Origin of the sequence: Enterobacter cloacae complex sp. 342H5 (assembly GCF_050030905.1) — a bacterium.
In the GTDB taxonomy this organism is placed as follows: Bacteria; Pseudomonadota; Gammaproteobacteria; order Enterobacterales; family Enterobacteriaceae; genus Enterobacter; species Enterobacter intestinihominis.
Window position 1 is genome coordinate 4,080,005 of the sequence record NZ_JBLGVB010000001.1, and the last position, 15,819, is coordinate 4,095,823.

The 15,819-nt window shown below is 54.3% G+C and carries 17 protein-coding genes; 13 read left to right on the forward strand and 4 right to left on the reverse strand.

Features of this window, described 5'->3' with window-relative positions; all coding sequences use genetic code 11:
* Positions 1 to 6: 6 nt before the first annotated feature.
* The 4 genes from mreD to csrD form a co-directional block, all read right to left on the reverse strand.
* On the reverse strand, positions 7 to 495 hold the full coding sequence (gene mreD, locus ACQG03_RS19440) for a rod shape-determining protein MreD (protein ID WP_003860402.1): 489 nt from the start codon (positions 493 to 495) through the stop codon (positions 7 to 9).
* Positions 495 to 1,511 (reverse strand): rod shape-determining protein MreC, encoded by a 1,017-nt coding sequence (mreC, locus tag ACQG03_RS19445; protein ID WP_003860400.1) that lies wholly within the window; start codon positions 1,509 to 1,511, stop codon positions 495 to 497. The genes mreD and mreC overlap by 1 nt, the downstream gene beginning before the upstream one ends.
* 62 nt (positions 1,512 to 1,573) lie before the next feature.
* Positions 1,574 to 2,617, reverse strand: a complete 1,044-nt coding sequence (gene mreB, locus ACQG03_RS19450; RefSeq protein ID WP_000913396.1) for a rod shape-determining protein MreB — start codon at positions 2,615 to 2,617, stop codon at positions 1,574 to 1,576.
* Between the two features lie 282 nt (positions 2,618 to 2,899).
* Positions 2,900 to 4,840 carry an RNase E specificity factor CsrD gene (gene csrD / locus ACQG03_RS19455; RefSeq protein ID WP_022649564.1) on the reverse strand — a complete coding sequence of 647 codons (1,941 nt, stop codon included), beginning with the start codon at positions 4,838 to 4,840 and terminating at the stop codon, positions 2,900 to 2,902.
* Positions 4,841 to 5,023: 183 nt separating this feature from the next.
* Between csrD and ACQG03_RS19460 the strand changes: the two genes are divergently transcribed.
* From ACQG03_RS19460 to ACQG03_RS19520, 13 genes are all read left to right on the forward strand, one after another.
* Positions 5,024 to 5,998, forward strand: a complete 975-nt coding sequence (locus ACQG03_RS19460) for an MDR family oxidoreductase (RefSeq protein WP_063163483.1) — start codon at positions 5,024 to 5,026, stop codon at positions 5,996 to 5,998.
* 77 nt (positions 5,999 to 6,075) lie between these two features.
* Entirely contained in the window at positions 6,076 to 7,077 is a 1,002-nt protein-coding gene (gene msrP / locus ACQG03_RS19465; RefSeq protein ID WP_045309168.1) for a protein-methionine-sulfoxide reductase catalytic subunit MsrP, read from the forward strand.
* Positions 7,078 to 7,677 (forward strand): protein-methionine-sulfoxide reductase heme-binding subunit MsrQ, encoded by a 600-nt coding sequence (msrQ, locus tag ACQG03_RS19470; RefSeq protein WP_022649567.1) that lies wholly within the window; start codon positions 7,078 to 7,080, stop codon positions 7,675 to 7,677.
* A 234-nt stretch (positions 7,678 to 7,911) separates the two neighbouring features.
* Positions 7,912 to 8,364, forward strand: a complete 453-nt coding sequence (gene aroQ, locus ACQG03_RS19475; protein WP_022649568.1) for a type II 3-dehydroquinate dehydratase — start codon at positions 7,912 to 7,914, stop codon at positions 8,362 to 8,364.
* A 21-nt stretch (positions 8,365 to 8,385) separates the two neighbouring features.
* Entirely contained in the window at positions 8,386 to 8,847 is a 462-nt protein-coding gene (gene accB / locus ACQG03_RS19480) for an acetyl-CoA carboxylase biotin carboxyl carrier protein (RefSeq protein WP_010436174.1), read from the forward strand.
* Positions 8,848 to 8,857: 10 nt separating this feature from the next.
* On the forward strand, positions 8,858 to 10,207 hold the full coding sequence (gene accC / locus ACQG03_RS19485; RefSeq protein WP_003860388.1) for an acetyl-CoA carboxylase biotin carboxylase subunit: 1,350 nt from the start codon (positions 8,858 to 8,860) through the stop codon (positions 10,205 to 10,207).
* A gap of 108 nt (positions 10,208 to 10,315) precedes the next feature.
* A complete protein-coding gene (locus ACQG03_RS19490; protein WP_022649569.1) occupies positions 10,316 to 10,558 on the forward strand; it encodes a YhdT family protein in 243 nt (80 codons plus the stop codon).
* Complete coding sequence (panF, locus tag ACQG03_RS19495) at positions 10,548 to 11,999, forward strand: sodium/pantothenate symporter (RefSeq protein ID WP_063163482.1); 1,452 nt, start codon at positions 10,548 to 10,550, stop codon at positions 11,997 to 11,999. The genes ACQG03_RS19490 and panF overlap by 11 nt, the downstream gene beginning before the upstream one ends.
* Positions 12,000 to 12,010: 11 nt before the next feature.
* Positions 12,011 to 12,892 carry a 50S ribosomal protein L11 methyltransferase gene (prmA, locus tag ACQG03_RS19500; protein WP_022649571.1) on the forward strand — a complete coding sequence of 294 codons (882 nt, stop codon included), beginning with the start codon at positions 12,011 to 12,013 and terminating at the stop codon, positions 12,890 to 12,892.
* Between the two features lie 137 nt (positions 12,893 to 13,029).
* Entirely contained in the window at positions 13,030 to 13,770 is a 741-nt protein-coding gene (locus ACQG03_RS19505) for a carbonic anhydrase (RefSeq protein WP_023298748.1), read from the forward strand.
* 329 nt (positions 13,771 to 14,099) lie between these two features.
* Positions 14,100 to 15,065, forward strand: coding sequence for a tRNA dihydrouridine synthase DusB (gene dusB / locus ACQG03_RS19510; protein WP_006812176.1), 966 nt, complete (start codon positions 14,100 to 14,102; stop codon positions 15,063 to 15,065).
* A 23-nt stretch (positions 15,066 to 15,088) separates the two neighbouring features.
* A complete protein-coding gene (gene fis / locus ACQG03_RS19515; RefSeq protein WP_000462905.1) occupies positions 15,089 to 15,385 on the forward strand; it encodes a DNA-binding transcriptional regulator Fis in 297 nt (98 codons plus the stop codon).
* Positions 15,386 to 15,563: 178 nt separating this feature from the next.
* Complete coding sequence (locus ACQG03_RS19520) at positions 15,564 to 15,728, forward strand: DUF2556 family protein (protein WP_003860373.1); 165 nt, start codon at positions 15,564 to 15,566, stop codon at positions 15,726 to 15,728.
* Positions 15,729 to 15,819 lie beyond the last annotated feature (91 nt).

Consider the following 15,819-nt stretch of genomic DNA (forward strand, 5'->3'; position numbering starts at 1 on the left):
AACCTTTTATTGCACGGCAAACTGCTGGCGAATTTTACGCATCAGCAGGAACAGCCACGGCCAGAGCACACCGTTTACTACACTACTCCAGAACACTTCCGGTCGGAAAGAGACGTTGATCACTAAAAACTCTGCCCAGAAAACAACGATATCCGCAGCGAGCGACAACAACATCACCACCAGCGCCTGTTGCCAGAGCGCAAGGTTACGAAAGAGCTGGAATTTGAGTGCAACGAGATACGCAATAATGCTCATGGATAAGGCGCGGACGCCAAGCGTAGAGCCACTGATAAGATCCAGTATGGCACCCATCACAAAACCTGTGCCGACATTTACGCGGTGCGGCAGGGCAAGGATCCAGTAGAGCAAAATGAGTAATACCCAGTTTGGCCGGAAAACAAGAATGTCGTCCGGCCAGGGCATAATTTGCAGCAACAATGCAACGAGGAATGAGAGCCAGATTACCCAGCGCCCCTGGCTACGATAACTGGCCACTACTGCCCTCCACCCGAGACTTGCGGCGGTGGCGGCGCATCCGGTAGCGGCTGCGTTAACCCCGTCGCCGGAGCCGGTACGGGCGCAGGTGGCCCCATTGCATCCGGCGCAGGCAGCACCTGCGGCATCATCTGCATCAGGCGCTCATTGGCCACGCGATGCACATCTTCCGGCGTCATCGGGTTAGCGCCGTTACGATCGGCGCCCCATAGCAGCAGCAGGTAGCGTAAACGCTGCAAGCCAGCCGTTGGACGCGCCTGGATCACGGTGTAGGCACGTTGAGTGTCGAGCTTCACGGAAGAGACAACCGCAACCGGGTAGCCTTCAGGGAAACGACCGCCCAGACCAGACGTCACCAGCACGTCACCCACGCGGATATCCGTGTTGGCGGGCAGGTGTTCCAGTTGCAGATCGTCCGTACAACCATTACCGGCGGCAATTACGCGAATATCGTTACGCAGCACCTGAATCGGCAGTGCATGGGTGGCATCGCAAATCAGCAGCACACGGCTGGTCAGTTTGGCAACCGCCACGACCTGGCCCACAACGCCTTTATCGCTGATGACAGGCTGACCTTCGTATACGCCGTTCACGCTGCCTTTATCAATCACCACCTGATCGCTGTATGGATCGTTTACGGTGGAGATCACCTGGGTGACCATTTTCTGTTCATCCTGGCGCAGCGGCGAGCCAAGCAGTTCCCGCAGACGCGCGTTTTCCTGCTTATATTGCCCCAGCATCAGTAGCTCGCTGTTTTTCAGCAGCAGTTCCTGGCGTAATGCACGGTTTTCGAGTTCGAGCTGGTCACGCGATGAAAGCGTTTGCGACACGGAGTCGAGCAGTTCACGGGGACCATTTGAAATAAAGTAGAAAGGACTGACGGCGGTATCCATGTACGTTCGGATCTGGCTGAACGTACCGAGGCGGCTATCGGCAATAATGACCCCGAGCGCCACCAGAACCGCCAGGATCAGGCGAAACTGTAGCGACGGGCCACGGCTAAAAATTGGCTTCATAGGCTATGCGTATTCTCGCGTCAGAGAGAAAGGGTAGCCATTTGCTACCCTCTCACACCCGACTACTCTTCGCTAAACAAGTCGCCGCCGTGCATGTCGATCATTTCCAGCGCCTTGCCACCACCACGGGCGACGCAAGTCAGTGGATCTTCTGCAACTACGACAGGAATACCTGTCTCTTCCATTAACAGGCGGTCGAGGTTACGCAGCAGCGCACCACCACCGGTCAGAACCATACCGCGCTCGGAGATATCGGAGGCCAGCTCTGGCGGGCACTGTTCCAGCGCAACCATCACCGCGCTCACGATGCCGGTCAGCGGCTCCTGCAACGCTTCCAGGATTTCGTTGGAGTTCAGGGTGAATCCGCGTGGCACGCCTTCTGCCAGGTTACGACCGCGAACTTCGATCTCGCGAACTTCATCACCCGGATAGGCAGAACCAATTTCATGCTTGATGCGCTCTGCGGTCGCTTCACCGATCAGAGAGCCGTAGTTACGGCGAACGTAATTGATGATGGCTTCGTCGAAACGGTCCCCGCCGATACGCACGGAAGAGGAGTACACCACGCCGTTCAGGGAGATAACGGCCACTTCAGTGGTACCGCCACCGATATCCACCACCATAGAACCGGTTGCTTCAGAAACCGGCAGACCCGCACCAATTGCCGCAGCCATCGGTTCTTCAATCAGGAACACTTCACGCGCACCGGCACCCTGAGCGGATTCACGGATTGCACGGCGTTCAACCTGGGTTGCGCCAACCGGCACACACACCAGTACGCGCGGGCTTGGGCGCATGAAGCTGTTGCTGTGAACCTGCTTGATGAAGTGCTGAAGCATTTTTTCGGTCACGAAGAAGTCAGCAATAACGCCATCTTTCATTGGGCGGATCGCGGCAATGTTGCCCGGCGTACGGCCCAGCATCTGCTTCGCATCATGGCCTACTGCGGCCACGCTTTTTGGCGAGCCAGCACGATCCTGACGAATGGCCACAACGGAAGGCTCATTCAATACGATGCCTTGTCCTTTTACATAGATAAGGGTATTCGCGGTACCCAGGTCAATGGACAGGTCATTGGAAAACATGCCACGAAATTTTTTCAACATACTAAGGGATAATCCTGAAAGCTGGGGCGGAAAACAAAATCCGCTTACTTTACCAACCACACGCAGCAGCGACAAGGCGCAAAAATCGTCTGCTACGGTGAAAATTAGTGCAGCACGTTTCCTTTGTTACAAATTCATCCCCTGAATCCCTCAGGGCTGAGTAAACAGCAGCGTCCCTCACTTTCACTTGTAACCTATAAAAGGTCGTTCACTGGCTTTTATGCTCGTCTTACTCAAAGCTACAGGCGCGATATTCTACGTGAAAACAAAGTAAACGGCAGGTCAAACAGAGTATCTTTGCAAATATTTTTTCACATTGGTGTCAAGCGGCTGAGAGGCGGCAAAAAAATCCCCCTGACCGCCCGTCACGCCGCGCTCTGTCAACATCTGCCATTCACTGCGTGAACGTACGCCTGCGGCAAATACTTGCGTTTGCGTTCCTTTGCACGCCTCCACCAGGCTTTGTACCAGCAGCTGGTTTTCCGTGCGCTTTTCGATATTCCTTACCAGACCCGGATGCAGCTTCAATAATTCGACATCCAGCTCTTTGATCCAGCTGGTGCTGACCAGGGTAAGACCCGCCTGTGTTACCGCCACGCGAGCCCCAAGCGCATTGATTAAACGCACAACCGAGCGCAACCGGCTGATGTGTTGACCTACATCTGCCTCTGCAAGTTCAAAAATAATGCGTTTGCGTTGCGATTTTTCGCATTGCATTAACGTGTCACGTAACCAACGCTGAAAACGCGGACGGATCAGCGATTCGACGGTCACCTGTAAAGCCAGATTTTCTTCAGGCCAGTACGATAAAAACGGAATGAGGCGGGTGATTTGCTGGCGGTCATACTCTTCGGACAATCCGAATTGCAGCACCATCGGCAAATACTCTGCGGAGATAACCTCCTCGGTCCCATCAAAAATACGGCACATCAGCTCACGATGATGGACATGACCATTTTTTATGACCGCCGGTTTTTGATAGATGCGCGGTCCACCCCGGCTCAGCATCTGTTCAATCAGGGTTCGCCAGCGTACGTTGCCGCGCCCTTTTTCCGGTAGCGTATCATCATAGACCGCCCAGCCGTTCGCCCCCTGCAATACGGCGTTGCGCGTGGCCGCTTCTGCATGTTCCATCACCTGCTCCGTCGACTGACCGCCGCGCCAGGCACAGATGCCCATATGCACCATGTCGTCGCGGTCGAGCATTTTGCTCTGGGGTAGCGCATCGACGGCTTTCAACAGCTGGCTGGCGATACTCTCGGACTCCTTTAAGGTGCGATGCGGCAGCAAGACGGCAAAGTCGCTGCGGTGGTAGCGTGCCAGTAACGCGCCGGGGTAGCGCATAATAAAGGTGGACAGCAGGTTAATCAGCGTGAAGAGGTTCTCTTCCGCCACGCGCTGGCCCCAGGTATCACGGAGCAGATCGAAGTCGGGCAGGCGAATCATCATTACCACGCCATGCGTCCCCACCTTTTCGGGATCATCAAGAAGCGTAGCCAGCTGATTATCAAAGAAGAGACGGTTGTTAAGGCCCGTTTTGTTATCCTGCGCGGCGTAGGAGCGAATCAACGTGTCCATACGGCTACGCTGATCGCTGGCAAACTGGATTTCGGAGAGCAGCACGTCCAGGGCGCTACTGGTACGTGATGGCCATTCATAAACCGATCCCCGTACCTGCGGACCCCGCTCGCCATTCAGTATTCGCACCGAGCGTGTTTCCAGCAGTTCCTGGCCGGAAAGTTGACGACGCTGCCAGCGAACGGCGAGGAAAATCAGCAGGACGATCAAGGCAACGGCGATGGTTAAGGGCGCGGTGGTCATGAGCGAGCGTAAATAGTTGCTCATAGGATCCTGGTACATCAGATGGATTGTCATACCCGGATGTTTAAGTGAGCGTACCGTTATGTCCCGATACTGATCTACCGTGCCGGCAGGACGGTAGCTGCCCTGACGGGTATGGCTGAAAACGGTCTGCTTCCCCTGTTTAATGTCGATCTGCACGATATCCACAGGCACCATTAACTCATCCAGTTCACGCGAAAGTGCCGGGAAGGAGGTTGTAATCAGGCGAGTGTCGATAACCGATGCAACCGATTCTACCCGGTTAACCAGCTTATCCTGGATGGCATTATAAAAGCTCAGCGAGCAGCCGATTAGCGTGACAAATATGGTCAGTCCCGTCAGCAAGGTGATAAAAGCTGAGAACTTCGTCGTTAATCGCATCCTTGAGATTACTCCGTGGGTTGAAGGGGTCGCAAGTGAGCGCTAACTTGCATTTCAAATGCGGCATACTACCAAACCTGGTGTATCTGGCAATTTATTGCGTTAAATCGGCACTGCGTTTCATTGAGCGAGTATAGTCTTCAGTACATATTTTCCCATCATCAATCCTAGTGAGGACCCTGTATGCAGGCTTTGATCTTAGAACAGCAGGACGGCAAAACCGTTGCCTCGGTGCAAGCCATTGACGAGAGCCGCCTGCCGGAGGGCGACGTGACCGTAGATATCGACTGGTCAAGCCTGAACTATAAAGATGCACTGGCCATTACGGGAAAAGGTAAAATCATCCGAAATTTCCCAATGGTGCCAGGCATCGACTTGGCTGGCCGCGTGCATACCAGTGAAGATCCGCGTTTTCACGCCGGACAGAAGGTGCTGCTCACCGGCTGGGGCGTAGGTGAAAACCACTGGGGAGGACTGGCAGCGCAGGCGCGCGTAAAAGGTGACTGGCTGGTCCCGATGCCGAAAGGCCTGGACGGCCGTAAGGCGATGATCGTCGGCACGGCAGGTTTCACCGCCATGCTCTGCGTGATGGCGCTGGAAGAGGCCGGGATCCGTCCTGACTCTGGCGAAATTGTCGTGACCGGCGCCAGCGGTGGCGTGGGCAGCACGGCCGTCACGCTGCTGCACAAGCTGGGGTACCAGGTCGCCGCCGTCTCTGGCCGCGAAAGTACGCATGATTATCTACGTCAGTTGGGCGCAAGCCGTATTCTGAGCCGCGACGAATTCGCCGAGACCCGTCCGCTGGAAAAACAGGTCTGGGCTGGCGCTGTAGATACCGTCGGCGACAAAGTGCTGGCGAAGGTGCTGGCGCAAATGAATTACGGTGGCTGCGTGGCGGCCTGTGGTCTGGCGGGTGGTTTTGCCCTGCCGACGACGGTGATGCCATTTATTCTGCGTAACGTGCGTCTTCAGGGTGTCGATTCGGTCATGACCCCAGCCGAGCGGCGGGCTGAGGCCTGGGAACGTCTGGCGCGGGATCTGCCAGCCTCATTCTATGAGCAGAGCGCCACTGAGATCACCCTGAGCCAGGCGCCAGAGTACGCCAATAAAATCATGGACAACCAGTTCCACGGTCGTGCGCTGGTTAAAATCGCCTAATCTTCAAATTTTCGTGACATATTCGCGCTAACCCTCCTCCTCCGTCATGCTTAGAAAAACGCCTGACGGAGGATGCCATGAAAACCCGAAAACTGACGGAAGCCGACGTAACGTCCGAGTCTGTCTTTATGCTACAGCGTCGCCAGATCCTGAAAATGCTTGGCATCAGCGCCACTGCCCTGACGCTCCCCCCTGCGGCCCACGCCGATCTGCTCGACTGGTTTAAGGGCAACGACCGCCCGAAAGCCCCCTCTGGCGCACCGCTTAACTTCACGAAACCGGCGCAGTGGCAGAATAAACTGACGTTGACGCCGGAAGATAAAGTCACCGGCTATAACAACTTCTATGAGTTTGGGCTCGATAAGGCCGATCCTGCCGCCAACGCCGGGAGCATGAAAACCGATCCCTGGACGCTGAAGATTGATGGCGAAGTGGCAAAGCCGCTGACGCTGGATCATCATGACCTCACCACCCGCTTCCCACTTGAAGAACGCATTTACCGTATGCGCTGTGTGGAAGCCTGGTCGATGGTGGTGCCGTGGGTAGGTTTCCCTTTGCATAAACTGCTGGCGCTGGTTGAGCCCACCAGCAACGCGAAGTATGTTTCCTTCCAGACGCGCTATGCCCCGGACGAGATGCCAGGCCAGAAGGATCGGTTTATCGGCGGCGGGCTGGAGTATCCCTACGTTGAAGGTTTACGTCTCGACGAAGCCATGCATCCGCTTACGCTGCTCACCGTCGGGGTTTACGGCAAAGCGCTGCCGCCGCAAAACGGGGCGCCCATTCGCCTGACCGTACCGTGGAAATATGGTTTCAAGGGCATCAAATCGATCGTCAGCATTAAGCTCACCCGTGAACGCCCACCCACCACCTGGAACCTCGCAGCGCCAGATGAGTATGGTTTTTTTGCCAACGTTAACCCGCACGTTGATCATCCACGCTGGTCGCAGGCGACGGAACGTTTTATCGGTTCCGGCGGCGCGCTGGATGTTAAACGCCAGCCAACGCTGCTGTTTAACGGCTATGCAGATGAGGTGGCATCCCTCTATCGTGGGCTGAATTTACGGGAGAACTTCTAAGTGCGTTTAACGGCAAAGCAGATAACCTGGCTGAAGGTACTCCTGCATTTAGCCGGATTGCTCCCCTTTATCTGGCTCTTTTGGGCAGCCAGCCAGGGACAGTTCAGTGCCGATCCGGCTAAAGATATTCAGCATTTTACGGGTCGGATGGCTCTGAAATTTTTGCTGGCGACCTTGCTCGTCTCACCGCTGGCGCGCTACGCTAAACAGCCATTGCTAATACGTACCCGTCGGCTTTTGGGGCTATGGTGTTTTGCCTGGGCGACGCTGCATCTCACCAGTTACGCCCTGCTGGAACTGGGCATTAACAACCTGGCACTCCTTGGCAGCGAACTGGTTACGCGTCCTTATCTGACGCTGGGTATCGTAAGCTGGCTGGTTTTACTGGCGCTGACGCTGACATCCACGCAGTACGCGCAGCGAAAAATGGGACGGCGCTGGCAACTGCTGCACAACTTCGTCTATCTTGTCGCGATCCTCGCGCCCATCCATTACCTGTGGTCGGTGAAGATATTATCTCCTCAGCCGGTCATCTACGCCCTGCTGGCATTGGCCCTTTTAGCATGGCGTTACAAGAAGTTCCGCCAGTGGGTACGATAGTCCACGAAACTGTGCGTTTTCCCGCAGATTATTTATCAGCCGCGAATCTTTTTCGGATAGCGGTTGATAATCTTCCCTGATAAGACCAGTATTTAGCTGCCAAATGCTACGAAATCGTTATAATGTGCGACTTCGGTTTTCCGGACAGGGGTTTTTGGCCTCTGAAAGGGTGACAATTGCGTGTTGAGGGTATATGTTGTTTTTTACCCGAAAATCGCAGGAGATAGCGGCACAATGGCTGACAAATTCCAAATTTTAGTATTGAACGGACCGAATCTGAACATGCTCGGCACCCGTGAGCCAGAGAAGTACGGCACGCTGACATTGAGCGAAATTGTTAACCGTCTGGGTACGGAAGCAGCCTCGCTGAATGTGGATTTGGACCATTTTCAGTCAAACGCGGAGTACGCAATCATTGACCGTATTCATCAGGCTAAAGACACTGTGGACTATATCCTGATCAATCCGGCCGCGTTTACGCACACCAGTGTTGCTATACGCGACGCACTGCTCGCGGTGAGTATCCCGTTTATCGAGATCCATCTGAGTAACGTGCACGCCCGAGAGCCGTTCCGCCACCATTCCTACTTGTCAGATATCGCCGCTGGCGTGATATGTGGGCTGGGTGCAGACGGCTATTCATACGCTTTACAGACAGCGGTAAAACGCTTGTCACAATCACACTAAACAAGAGTACGGAACCCACTCATGGATATTCGTAAGATTAAAAAACTGATCGAGCTGGTTGAAGAATCAGGCATCTCCGAACTGGAAATTTCTGAAGGCGAAGAGTCTGTACGCATCAGCCGTGCAGCCCCAGCCGCTAGCTTCCCGGTAATGCAGCAAGCTTATGCTGCGCCAGTGCAGCAGCCTGCGCTCTCCGCAGCCGTTGCACCAGCAGCAGAAGCCGCACCTGCAGCAGCTGCAGAAATCAGTGGTCACATCGTACGTTCCCCAATGGTTGGTACTTTCTACCGCACCCCGAGCCCGGACGCGAAAGCGTTCATCGAAGTGGGTCAGAAAGTCAACGTAGGCGATACCCTGTGCATCGTTGAAGCCATGAAAATGATGAACCAGATCGAAGCAGACAAATCAGGTACTGTGAAAGCGATTCTGGTCGAAAGTGGTCAGCCGGTAGAATTTGACGAGCCGCTGGTCGTCATCGAGTAACGAGGCGAACATGCTGGATAAAATTGTTATCGCCAACCGTGGCGAGATTGCACTGCGTATTCTTCGTGCCTGTAAAGAACTGGGCATCAAGACCGTGGCCGTGCACTCAAGCGCGGATCGCGATTTAAAACACGTATTGCTGGCGGATGAGACGGTCTGTATCGGTCCGGCTCCGTCCGTAAAAAGCTATCTGAACATCCCGGCGATCATCAGCGCCGCCGAAATCACTGGCGCGGTCGCGATTCACCCGGGTTATGGTTTCCTCTCTGAGAACGCCAACTTTGCTGAGCAGGTTGAACGCTCTGGCTTTATCTTCATTGGCCCGAAAGCCGACACCATTCGCCTGATGGGTGACAAAGTGTCTGCCATCACCGCGATGAAAAAAGCCGGCGTGCCAACCGTACCGGGCTCTGACGGCCCGCTGACCGACGATATGGATGCTAACCGCGCCCATGCTAAACGCATTGGCTACCCGGTTATCATCAAGGCGTCTGGCGGCGGCGGCGGTCGCGGTATGCGCGTTGTACGCAGCGATGCTGAACTGGCGCAGTCCATCTCCATGACCAAAGCGGAAGCGAAAGCGGCTTTCAGCAATGACATGGTGTACATGGAAAAATACCTGGAAAACCCACGCCACATCGAAATTCAGGTGCTGGCTGACGGTCAGGGCAACGCGATCTATCTGGCTGAACGTGACTGCTCCATGCAGCGTCGTCACCAGAAAGTCGTCGAAGAAGCGCCAGCGCCGGGCATTACGCCGGAACTGCGTCGCTACATCGGTGAGCGTTGCGCCAAAGCGTGTGTCGATATCGGCTATCGCGGGGCGGGTACCTTTGAGTTCCTGTTCGAAAACGGCGAGTTCTACTTCATTGAGATGAACACCCGTATTCAGGTTGAACACCCGGTTACCGAAATGATCACCGGCGTTGACCTGATCAAAGAACAGCTGCGTATCGCAGCCGGTCAGCCGCTGTCCATCAAACAGGAAGAAGTTGTGGTTAAAGGCCATGCGGTAGAGTGCCGTATCAACGCCGAAGACCCGAACACCTTCCTGCCAAGCCCGGGTAAAATCACGCGTTTCCACGCGCCGGGTGGCTTTGGTGTGCGCTGGGAGTCCCATATTTACGCCGGTTACACCGTACCGCCGTATTATGACTCAATGATCGGTAAGCTGATCTGCTACGGCGAAAACCGTGACGTGGCCATTGCCCGCATGAAGAACGCCCTTCAGGAGCTGATCATCGACGGGATCAAAACCAACGTAGATCTCCAGATGCGCATCATGAGCGACGAGCACTTCCAGAATGGTGGTACTAACATCCACTACCTGGAGAAAAAACTCGGTCTGAACGAGAAGTAAGAGACCAGTGTTGCTAAAAGGCCGGATTATCCGGCCTTTTTTATTTCTGGGGATCGCAAAGCCCCATCATGTACAATCCCCGCTTTCTTCATCCACAAGGGACAAAAAATGGACAAACGTTTTGTTCAGGCCCATAAAGAAGCGCGCTGGGCGCTGTGGCTGACCCTTCTCTATCTCGCTGCATGGTTAGTAACTGCTTACTTACCTGATTCAGCGATTGGCATTACCGGCCTCCCGCACTGGTTTGAAATGGCCTGCCTGCTGCTGCCGCTGGTGTTTATTGTGCTGTGCTGGGCGATGGTGAAATTCATCTATCGCGATATCTCCCTGGAGGACGATGATGCAGCTTGAAGTCATTCTGCCGCTTGTCGCTTACCTGTTCATGGTGTTTGGCCTGTCGGTTTATGCGATGCGTAAACGTTCAACCGGTACCTTTCTGAACGAGTATTTCCTCGGGAGCCGCTCAATGGGTGGCGTCGTGCTGGCCATGACGCTGACCGCTACTTACATCAGCGCCAGCTCGTTTATCGGTGGCCCGGGCGCCGCTTATAAGTACGGACTGGGCTGGGTACTGCTGGCCATGATCCAGCTGCCTGCCATCTGGCTCTCTCTGGGCATACTGGGTAAAAAGTTTGCCATTCTGGCCCGTCGCTACAATGCCGTGACGCTGAACGATATGCTGTTTGCCCGCTATCAGAGTCGCTTGCTGGTATGGCTGGCAAGCCTGAGTCTGCTGGTGGCGTTTATTGGTGCGATGACGGTGCAGTTTATCGGCGGCGCACGTCTGCTGGAAACGGCAGCCGGGATCCCCTACGAGACGGGTCTGGTCATTTTCGGTGTGAGTATCGCGCTGTACACCGCGTTTGGCGGGTTCCGTGCCAGCGTTCTGAACGACACGATGCAGGGAATGGTGATGCTCATTGGCACTCTCGTTCTGCTGGTGGGTATCGTGCATGCCGCAGGGGGCCTGAGCCATGCGGTTGAAACCCTGGAAGCGATCGATCCGAAACTGGTCTCGCCGCAGGGGGCGGATGACATCCTCTCTCCAACCTTTATGACCTCGTTCTGGGTGCTGGTGTGCTTTGGCGTGATTGGCCTGCCGCATACCGCCGTGCGCTGCATCTCATATAAAGACAGCAAAGCGGTACACCGCGGGATTATTATCGGGACAATTGTGGTGGCAATCCTGATGTTTGGTATGCACCTGGCGGGCGCGCTGGGACGCGCGGTGATCCCTGACCTTACCGTACCGGATCTGGTCATTCCAACCCTGATGGTGAAAGTACTTCCGCCGTTTGCCGCCGGAATTTTCCTCGCCGCACCCATGGCGGCCATTATGTCGACCATCAACGCTCAGTTGCTGCAAAGTTCCGCTACGATCATTAAAGATCTCTATCTGAATTTGCGCCCTGAACAGGTCGAAAATGAGCGACGCCTCAAGCGCATGTCGGCGGTGATTACCCTGGTGCTGGGGGCGTTGCTGCTGCTGGCCGCGTGGCGTCCACCAGAGATGATCATCTGGTTGAACCTGCTCGCCTTTGGCGGGCTGGAAGCCGTTTTCCTGTGGCCGCTGGTGCTGGGGCTGTACTGGGAACGCGCGAATGCCGCGGGTGCATTAAGCGGCATGATTGTCGGGGGCGTCCTGTATGCCGTTCTCGCCACGTTGAGAATTCAGTATCTTGGCTTTCACCCGATCGTGCCTTCGTTACTGTTAAGTTTACTGGCGTTTGTGGTGGGTAACCGTTTTGGCCGTCCCGTTCCACCCGCCACCCTGATTTCTACTGATAAATAAAGAGTTTTGCCATGCCGTGGATCCAATTGAAACTGAACACAACCGGCGCGAACGCCGAAGAACTGAGTGATGCGCTGATGGAGGCCGGTTCGGTCTCTATCACGTTCCAGGACACGCATGACACGCCGGTCTTTGAGCCGCTACCAGGCGAAACGCGCCTGTGGGGTGATACGGACGTTATCGGCCTGTTCGATGCAGAAACCGACATGAAAGAGGTCGTGGCGATTCTGGAAAACCATCCGCTGCTGGGCGCGGGTTTCGCGCATAAAATCGAACAGCTGGAAGACAAAGACTGGGAACGCGAGTGGATGGACAACTTCCATCCAATGCAGTTTGGTCAGCGTCTGTGGATCTGCCCAAGCTGGCGCGACGTTCCCGATGAAAATGCGGTCAACGTAATGCTGGATCCGGGTCTGGCGTTCGGCACCGGTACCCACCCGACAACCTCCCTGTGCCTGCAATGGCTGGATGGCCTGGATCTGGAAGGCAAAACCGTGATCGACTTCGGTTGCGGATCCGGGATCCTCGCTATCGCGGCGCTGAAACTGGGCGCGGCAAAAGCCATCGGGATCGACATCGATCCGCAGGCGATTCAGGCCAGCCGTGATAACGCCGAGCGTAATGGCGTTTCCGATCGCCTTGAACTGTATCTGCCCGATGCACAGCCAGAGGCCATGAAAGCCGATGTGGTGGTCGCGAATATCCTGGCTGGCCCGTTACGCGAGCTGGCGCCGTTAATCAGCGTGCTGCCGGTTGAAGGCGGTCTGCTGGGCCTGTCCGGTATCCTTGCCAGCCAGGCAGACAGCGTCTGTGAAGCCTACGCCGATCTCTTTGCGCTCGACCCGGTTGTCGAGAAAGAAGAGTGGTGTCGCATCACCGGTCGTAAAAAATAAGCCTTTGGCGTGGTCGTCTGACCACGCCTTTTCCCTTCGGCTTTTTCTCCCCCCTTCATCCTTTCTTCGATAAAATAACCACACAAATCACAATGTTAATCATTGATTTGGATAATAAAATTCACAGGAAGAATACGATGAAACACATTTCAGGCAAGGCAGCGCTGCTGGCGCTGAGCGTGATTTCGGCTTCAACTTACGCCTCACACTGGAGCTATCAAGGAGAAGGCGCACCGGAACACTGGGGCGAACTGGACGAGGCGTACAAGACGTGTAAAAGCGGGATGTATCAGTCGCCGGTTAACATTGATAATACGGTCAAAGCTCACATCTCTCCGCTGGAAACGCACTATATCGACGGCCCGGTCACCCTGACAAACAACGGCCATACTATCCAGGCGAGTGAAAATGCCGATACACGCGACAGCATCACGCTTGATAAACAGACCTGGACATTACAGCAGTTCCATTTCCATGCGCCTTCCGAAAACACGGTGCACGGTAAAAAATACGCAATGGAAATGCATCTGGTCCATAAAAACGCTGACGGCGAACTGACGGTCGTTGCCGTTATGTTCGATCAGGGCGCGGCAAACGCTGCACTGGATAAACTCTGGGGCGTGATGCCAGGACAGGTTGACCAGAACGTTACAATTAAGCCAACCCTCGATATGAATAAATTACTGCCTGCGGATAAAACCTACTGGCGTTTTAGCGGCTCCCTGACCACGCCACCGTGCTCAGAAGGGGTGACGTGGTTGGTGCTCAAGCATCCGCTGACCGTCTCTGCTGAACAGCTGCAAAAATTCACTCACACTATGCACCACGAAAACAGCCGCCCGGTTCAGCCGCTTCATGGCCGTCTGGTTGTTGAATAAGCCGATTTTTTGCGCTGATATCCTGTGCTGAAATGCGACGCAGATCGCAAAGAAGCGCCATAATCTGCTGCATATCGCAGCAGATTATCCCGGCCAATTGATTCATTTATTCAGAAATGATGAGAAGTTACGGGAAATTGTAAGCGCCCACAAAATGTTCATTTCTTCATAACACAATGATTTAAATAGCGAATAATCTTATCCGAAAAGAATGACTGGCGATTCCTTGATCTACAACAGAGGATTGTTCAAAGTTTGGCCTTTCATCTCGTGCAAAAAATGCGTAATATACGCCGCCTTGCAGTCACAGTATGGTCATTTCTTAACTCATGCGCATCGGACACCACCAGCTTAGAAATCGCCTGATCGCAGCCCCAATGGCAGGTATTACCGACCGGCCGTTCAGGACGCTGTGCTACGAGATGGGAGCAGGATTAACCGTTTCCGAGATGATGTCGTCTAACCCGCAGGTTTGGGAAAGCGACAAGTCCCGCCTTCGGATGGTGCACGTGGATGAGCCAGGTATCCGCACCGTGCAAATTGCCGGAAGCGTGCCTGAAGAGATGGCAGATGCCGCGCGTATTAACGTGGAAAGTGGCGCCCAGATTATTGATATCAATATGGGTTGCCCGGCCAAAAAGGTGAATCGCAAGCTTGCAGGTTCAGCCCTTCTGCAATACCCCGACCAGGTGAAGTCAATCCTGACGGCGGTTGTCAGCGCAGTGGACGTTCCTGTTACGTTGAAGATTCGCACGGGTTGGTCGCCGGAACACCGTAACTGTGTAGAGATTGCCCAACTGGCCGAAGACTGTGGCATTCAGGCCCTGACCATTCATGGACGCACTCGCGCCTGTTTGTTCAACGGTGAAGCTGAATACGACAGCATTCGGGCAGTTAAGCAGAAAGTTTCCATTCCGATTATCGCGAATGGCGACATAACTGACCCGCTTAAAGCCAGAGCTGTGCTCGACTATACGGGAGCTGATGCTCTGATGATAGGACGTGCCGCTCAGGGAAGACCCTGGATCTTTCGGGAAATCCAGCATTATCTGGACACTGGGGAGCTGCTTGCCCCGCTGCCTCTGGCAGAGGTTAAGCGCTTGCTTTGTTCGCATGTTCGGGAACTGCATGACCACTACGGCCAGGCAAAAGGGTACCGAATTGCGCGTAAACACGTATCCTGGTATCTCCAGGAGCACGCTCCAAATGACCAGTTTCGGCGCACATTCAACGCCATTGAGGATGCCAGCGAACAGCTGGAGGCGTTGGAGGCATACTTCGAAAATCTTGCGTAATGAAATAAAGAGCTGACAGAACTATGTTCGAACAACGCGTAAATTCTGACGTACTGACCGTTTCTACCGTTAACTCTCAGGATCAGGTGACTCAAAAGCCCCTGCGTGACTCGGTTAAACAGGCACTGAAGAACTATTTTGCTCAACTGAACGGTCAGGATGTTAATGACCTGTATGAGCTGGTACTGGCTGAAGTTGAACAGCCACTGTTGGACATGGTGATGCAATACACCCGTGGTAATCAAACCCGCGCTGCCCTGATGATGGGCATCAACCGTGGTACCCTGCGTAAGAAATTGAAAAAATACGGCATGAACTGATACTAATCAGTTAAATGCTTGTTTAAAAAGGCGCTCTTCGGCATGGGGAAGCGCCTTTTTTATTGCCCGGATGAGCGACCGTCAACGCTTTGTAAACCTTCTCCTTCCCCACTTTTCAACGCCCGCTTTTCGTGTATATTTCCACCACCTTACAGGCTCTCTTTTCGCGGAATGACACATGATTCGTAAATACTGGTGGCTGGTCGTTTTTGCTGTCTCTGTTTTCATTTTCGATGCGCTGCTGATGCAGTGGATTGAACTGATGAGCACCGAAACCGATAAATGTCGCAATATGAATTCCGTGAACCCGCTAAAACTGGTCAACTGCTCAGAGCTGGACTAGCCTCTTCCATCCTGTACCCCTCTGTTATCACCCAATAAAAACAGGGGCTTAAATCACTTTTCGTCATTTCCTGACGATGATAATGTCTGTG

Coding starts and splice junctions, on each gene's coding strand:
- accC (WP_003860388.1), top strand. CDS start 8,858: ATGCTGGATAAAATTGTTATCGCCAACCGTGGCGAGATTGCACTGCGT.
- msrP (WP_045309168.1), top strand. CDS start 6,076: ATGAAAACCCGAAAACTGACGGAAGCCGACGTAACGTCCGAGTCTGTC.
- csrD (WP_022649564.1), bottom strand. CDS start 4,840: ATGCGATTAACGACGAAGTTCTCAGCTTTTATCACCTTGCTGACGGGA.
- panF (WP_063163482.1), top strand. CDS start 10,548: ATGCAGCTTGAAGTCATTCTGCCGCTTGTCGCTTACCTGTTCATGGTG.
- ACQG03_RS19490 (WP_022649569.1), top strand. CDS start 10,316: ATGGACAAACGTTTTGTTCAGGCCCATAAAGAAGCGCGCTGGGCGCTG.
- ACQG03_RS19505 (WP_023298748.1), top strand. CDS start 13,030: ATGAAACACATTTCAGGCAAGGCAGCGCTGCTGGCGCTGAGCGTGATT.
- ACQG03_RS19520 (WP_003860373.1), top strand. CDS start 15,564: ATGATTCGTAAATACTGGTGGCTGGTCGTTTTTGCTGTCTCTGTTTTC.
- accB (WP_010436174.1), top strand. CDS start 8,386: ATGGATATTCGTAAGATTAAAAAACTGATCGAGCTGGTTGAAGAATCA.
- aroQ (WP_022649568.1), top strand. CDS start 7,912: ATGGCTGACAAATTCCAAATTTTAGTATTGAACGGACCGAATCTGAAC.
- dusB (WP_006812176.1), top strand. CDS start 14,100: ATGCGCATCGGACACCACCAGCTTAGAAATCGCCTGATCGCAGCCCCA.
- prmA (WP_022649571.1), top strand. CDS start 12,011: ATGCCGTGGATCCAATTGAAACTGAACACAACCGGCGCGAACGCCGAA.
- ACQG03_RS19460 (WP_063163483.1), top strand. CDS start 5,024: ATGCAGGCTTTGATCTTAGAACAGCAGGACGGCAAAACCGTTGCCTCG.
- mreC (WP_003860400.1), bottom strand. CDS start 1,511: ATGAAGCCAATTTTTAGCCGTGGCCCGTCGCTACAGTTTCGCCTGATC.
- mreB (WP_000913396.1), bottom strand. CDS start 2,617: ATGTTGAAAAAATTTCGTGGCATGTTTTCCAATGACCTGTCCATTGAC.
- fis (WP_000462905.1), top strand. CDS start 15,089: ATGTTCGAACAACGCGTAAATTCTGACGTACTGACCGTTTCTACCGTT.